We start from the raw sequence: 4,691 nt of genomic DNA, 5'->3' as shown, positions 1-4,691 counted from the left end.
TCCTTCTCCCCTTGCGGGAGAAGGTGTCGCCGAAAGGCGACGGATGAGGGGTCTCTCAGACGCAAAACGCCGCGACCGGCCCTTCGGCTGTCGCGGCGTTCGAGGCCGTGCGACCCCTCACCCGACCCCACTGCGTGGGGCCACCCTCTCCCGCAAGGGGAGAGGGAACTATTTCGCCAGCGTCTCCAGGAACCGCACCGGCTCGCCCTTGCCCTCGGCGATGATCTCGTCGTCGCGCATGACCACGACGCCGCGGACGATGGTGGCCACCGGCCAGGCCTTGGCCTCGAAGCCGTCGAAGGGGGTCCAGCCGGCGCGGTTGGCCATCTGCTCGTGGGTGATGGTCTTGCGGGCCTTCATGTCGACGATGGTGAAGTCGGCGTCGAAGCCTTCGGCCAGGCGGCCCTTGTCGGCCAGGCCGAACACGCGGTTGACGCCATGGCTTGTCAGGTCGACGAAGCGCTCGAGGGAAAGCTTGCCGTCCACCACGTGGGTCAGCATGACGGGAACGAGCGTCTGCACGCCCGGCATGCCCGACGGCGAGGCCGGATAGGGGCGGGCCTTTTCCTCGCGGGTGTGGGGCGCGTGGTCGCTGCCCAGCACGTCGGCGATGCCGGCCTCGATGCCGCGCCAGACGCCGGCCACGTGATAGGCGTCGCGGATCGGCGGGTTCATCTGGGCGAATCCCTTCAGCCGCTCATAGGCCTCGGGCGCCACCAGGGTCAGGTGCTGGGGCGTGACCTCGACGCTGGCGACGTCCTTGTTCTGGGCCAGGAAGTCGATCTCTTCCTTGGTGGTGACGTGCAGCACGTGGATGCGCTTGCCCAGGTTCTTGGCGATGCGCACCAGGCGGTGGGTCGATTGCAGGGCGGCCTGGGCGTCGCGCACCTCGGGGTGGCTGGTCCAGTCGCCGGGACGGGCCAGGCTGCGGCGGTCGGCCAGGCGGTATTCGTCCTCCGAGTGGAAGGCCGCGCGGCGGTTCACGTGCCGCAGCACGTTCTCGACGCCCTCGTCGTCCTGCACCAAGAGCGAGCCCGTCGAGGCGCCCATGAACACCTTGATGCCGCAGCAGCCCGGCAGCCGCTCGAGTTCACCCAGGAAATTGGCGTTCTCGTGGGTGCCGCCGACATAGAAGGCGTGGTCGGTGTGCATCCGGTTCTTGGCGCGGGCCAGCTTGTCGGCCAGGGCGTCCGGATCGGTGGTGGTCGGCTCGGTGTTGGGCATCTCGAACACGGCCACGACGCCGCCGAGGGCCGCGCCGCGCGAACCGCTTTCGAGGTCTTCCTTCCACTCCAGGCCCGGCTCGCGGAAGTGCACCTGGCTGTCGATCACGCCCGGCAGCACGGTCAGGCCCGTGGCGTCGAACACTTCGCCCGCCGAGGCCTGGCTGAGGTCGCCGATGGCGACGATCTTGCCGCCGCGCACGCCGACGTCGGTGATCCCCCGCCCCGCATGGTTCACCACCTCGCCCCCACGGACGATCAGGTCGAAGGTCTGGGACATGGCGCGCTCCTGCGGTGGGTTTGGGGCGGTCTAGGTCTGCTGCGAGCGGGTGGCAACTGGTTTCCCCATTTCACCAGGACCCCAAACGCCGAGCATCCCCGCGAAGGCGGGGATCCAAGCGGGATTGGCCGTCGCCGACCGTGATGGGAACCCCAACTCGGCTTGGGCCCCCGCCTTCGCGGGGGTGAGCGGAAGTGGGGCGTTCCGTCAGAACGGCCAGTCAGCAGTTCAGTGTTTCGTACAGGTCCAGCCAGCCGGGGTTTATCGCCTCGATCAGCCGGATCTTCCAGGCGCGGTTCCATTTCTTGATTTGGCGCTCGCGGATCAGCGCGCCTTCGCGGCTGGCGCCGTTCTCATACCAGACCAGACGATGGACGCCGTAGCGGCGGGTGAAGCCCCGGAAGTGCTCTTCCTTGTGCTGCCAGATGCGGCGGGCAAGGTCGTCTGTGTGGCCGCAATAGAGCGTGCCGTAGGGGGCGCTGGCCAGGATGTAGACGGTGAATAGGAGGTCCATGGGCCGGCCTCGGGTTGCTCTCGAGGCAGAACATAACAAGAACAATTTGGGCGTGCAAGGGTATCGCTCAACCCTTCATCCGAGCATTCCCGCGAAGGCGGGGATCCGAGCTGAGGTTGGGGTTCGCGCATCGGCGGCCGATCTTGGCGCGGCCGCAGACTCCGCTTGGGTCCCCGCCTTCGCGGGGATGCTCGGAGTTAAATGTAAAGGAGCAGAGGGAGAGCGGCCGCCCTAAACCGGCGGGCTGGCTTCGCCGCCCGCGCGCTTGCGGCGGCGGGGGGAGATCTTGAGTTTCGGCTCGGCCTCGGCGGAGGGCGTTTCGGGGGCGGCTTCCAGCGGAAGCTCCGGAGCGGCTTCGGGCGCTGCGGTCTCGAACGCGGCCGTTTCGGCCACCGGCGGTTCGACGGGCGTTTCGGGCTCGGCGGGGGGCTCGACGACCGCGCTGGCGCGGGCCTCGTCCAGCAGTTCCACGGCCGCCTTGACCACCTTGGCCACCGGCAGGTCGCTCATGTGGCGGATGGCCTGCGACAGGTCGGGATCGACGGCCTTGAACTGTTCGAAGTCGCGCGGGCCGCGCACGGCGCGGGTCAGTGGGCCCCAGGGGCCGTAGCGGCGCTCGTCCGAGGGGCCGAACAGGCCGACGGTGGGCGTGCCGGCCGCGGCGGCGATGTGCATCAGGCCGCTGTCGTTGCCGATGAAGAGGTCGGCGCGCTTGAGGCAGGCATAGGCGGTCAGCAGATCGACCTTGCCGGTCAGGTCGATGCAGCGGCCGCGCGCCGAGGCCATGCGCAGCTCTTCGACCATGCGGCCGTCCTCCGGACCGCCGAGGATCAAGAGGCGCCCGCCCTCCAGCTTGCCGCCGGGGCCGAGCAACTGGGCCGCCGTCTGGGTGAAGCGCTCGATCGGCCAGACCTTGCCGATCCAGTTGGCGGCCGGGCCCATGGCCAGGATCGGGCCGGCCTGCTCGTTTCCGCGCGGGGCCAGCATCTGGTCGGCCAGGGCCTGGACTTCCGGGGTGATGTAGAGGTGCGGCGCCGGGGGCGCGTCCTCGATCTTCAGCACGCGGGCGGTCTCGATCACCTTGTGGGCGATCTCGCCGGGGGTCTTCTTCCAGATCGCCCGCTTCTCGCGGCGCAGGAAGAGGGCGGTGGCGCTGCCGCGCAGATCGACCACCAGGCCCCACTTCTTGTGGCGCACCTGGTTCCACAGCTTGAACCAGTGACCCTTGCCCTTGCCCTTCTCCATGACGATCACCCGGTCGAGGCCGGGAACGTGGGCGAACAGGGGGGCGGCCAGCGGGCCGGCGACGATGGTGAAGCGGGCGTTGGGGATCTCGTCGGCCAGCATTCTGATCAGGCCGGACGACAGCACGGCGTCGCCGATACGCGTGGCGGTGATGAAGAGAATCGGGAAGGCCCGCTGTGTCATCGGTCCATCTATAGGGTGAACCGCCTGTCAACGCATCCCGTTATCCCGCTTAAGCTTTCTTCGCATGAAAGACTGGCGGATGCGTCGCCCTGGCGCCACATGTTCGGCCATGACCAGCCCGCGCACCGCCCATCTTTCCTCCCGCGCCGTCATCGCCGTCGCCGGCCTCGACTGGCGCAGCTTCCTGCAGGGCCTGCTGACCCAGGACGTCGAGACGCTCGCGCCCGGCGAGCTGCGATTTGCGGGCCTGCTGACCCCGCAGGGGCGGCTGCTCTACGACCTGTTCGTGGCCGGTCTGCCGGACGGCGCCCTGCTCGACGTGGCGGCCCAGCACCGCGACGCCATCGTCACGCGGCTGTCGATGTACCGCCTGCGGGCCAAGGTCGAGATCGGGGCGTCCGACCTCGCGGTCGGCGCGGTGTTCTCGCCGGACGGCGCGCCGGTGGTGGGCGAAGGCTTCTACGCCGATCCCCGCCTGCCGGCCCTGGGCGCGCGGGTCTACGGCCCGACGGCCGAGCCTGACGCCACGGAAGACGACTATGACGCCCATCGCCTGGCCCTGGGCGTGCCCGGTCCGGCCGACTGGCTGACCGACAAGGCCTATCCGATCGAGGCCGACTTCGACCTGCTCGCCGGCATCGACTTCAAGAAGGGCTGCTTCGTCGGCCAGGAGACCACCAGCCGCATGAAGCGGCGCGGCACGATCAAGAACCGCATGCTGCCGATCGCCTTCGACGGCCCCGCCCCGGCCTTCGGCGCCGAGGTGCTGGCCGGCGAGCTTCGCGCGGGCGAGGTGCTGAGCGGCGGCGAGGGCCGGGCCATGGCCCTGCTGCGGCTGGACCGCATCGAGGGCGCGGACCTGACCGTCGATGGCCGCCCGGTGCGGGTCGAGCGCCCCGACTGGGTTCCGCCGACGCCGGTCGCGGCGCCGACGGTCTAGCCGGCCCCTTCCAACCAAGGCACGCGCGGCAGGCGGGTGTCGCCGTCCAGCTTGCACACCGAGCGCGGCGATCCCGGCCCCACCTCGGCGAGAATGCGGTCGATCTCCTTGCGGTAGCGGCGCGACGCGGCGCCGTTGAAGCCGTTGCTGGCGGGCAGGGCGGCGAGCGGCTGCGCCAGGTCGCGCCGTCCCATCCGCAGCAGCGCCAGCACCGAGGCCTGGATCACGTCGGCGCGGGCGTCGCCGCGGGGGATGGCCGCAACCCGGTCGGCGACGCTGGCGGCCGCCGGTCCCGCCCGGCAAAGG

5 protein-coding genes are annotated in these 4,691 nt (G+C 70.1%); 1 reads left to right on the top strand and 4 read right to left on the bottom strand.

Going from position 1 to position 4,691, the window contains the following annotated elements:
* Window positions 1–168 precede the first annotated feature (168 nt).
* The 3 genes from DMC18_RS23790 to DMC18_RS23780 all read right to left on the bottom strand — a co-directional run bounded on the left by DMC18_RS23790 (window position 169) and on the right by DMC18_RS23780 (window position 3,445).
* Window positions 169–1,503: a dihydroorotase gene (locus DMC18_RS23790; protein WP_110118320.1), complete on the bottom strand. Its 1,335-nt coding sequence runs from the start codon at window positions 1,501–1,503 to the stop codon at window positions 169–171.
* A 220-nt stretch (window positions 1,504–1,723) separates the two neighbouring features.
* The gene (locus DMC18_RS23785) at window positions 1,724–2,017 is read right to left on the bottom strand and encodes a GIY-YIG nuclease family protein (protein WP_110118321.1); all 294 of its coding nucleotides are present in this window, start codon (window positions 2,015–2,017) and stop codon (window positions 1,724–1,726) included.
* 231 nt (window positions 2,018–2,248) lie between these two features.
* The gene (locus tag DMC18_RS23780; RefSeq protein WP_110118322.1) at window positions 2,249–3,445 is read right to left on the bottom strand and encodes a glycosyltransferase family 9 protein; all 1,197 of its coding nucleotides are present in this window, start codon (window positions 3,443–3,445) and stop codon (window positions 2,249–2,251) included.
* A 109-nt stretch (window positions 3,446–3,554) separates the two neighbouring features.
* On the opposite strand from DMC18_RS23780, the gene DMC18_RS23775 reads away from it, so the two are divergent.
* A complete protein-coding gene (locus DMC18_RS23775; protein WP_110118323.1) occupies window positions 3,555–4,385 on the top strand; it encodes a folate-binding protein YgfZ in 831 nt (276 codons plus the stop codon).
* Here the strand turns inward: DMC18_RS23775 and DMC18_RS26280 are convergent.
* The coding region (locus tag DMC18_RS26280; RefSeq protein ID WP_158285974.1) for a hypothetical protein at window positions 4,382–4,691 on the bottom strand (310 nt) is incomplete at its 5' end. The two genes, DMC18_RS23775 and DMC18_RS26280, sit on opposite strands and share 4 nt — an antisense overlap.

It is taken from the genome of Caulobacter sp. D5 (assembly GCF_003185805.1).
Taxonomy (GTDB): Bacteria; Pseudomonadota; Alphaproteobacteria; order Caulobacterales; family Caulobacteraceae; genus Caulobacter.
Note: the sequence above shows the minus strand (reverse complement) of the source record. Positions and strands in the feature narration are given on the sequence as shown.

Bases quoted from the DNA above. Each gene is read 5' to 3' on its own strand.
- DMC18_RS23790 (WP_110118320.1), bottom strand. From the start codon at position 1,503: ATGTCCCAGACCTTCGACCTGATCGTCCGTGGGGGCGAGGTGGTGAAC.
- DMC18_RS23785 (WP_110118321.1), bottom strand. From the start codon at position 2,017: ATGGACCTCCTATTCACCGTCTACATCCTGGCCAGCGCCCCCTACGGC.
- DMC18_RS23780 (WP_110118322.1), bottom strand. From the start codon at position 3,445: ATGACACAGCGGGCCTTCCCGATTCTCTTCATCACCGCCACGCGTATC.
- DMC18_RS23775 (WP_110118323.1), top strand. From the start codon at position 3,555: ATGACCAGCCCGCGCACCGCCCATCTTTCCTCCCGCGCCGTCATCGCC.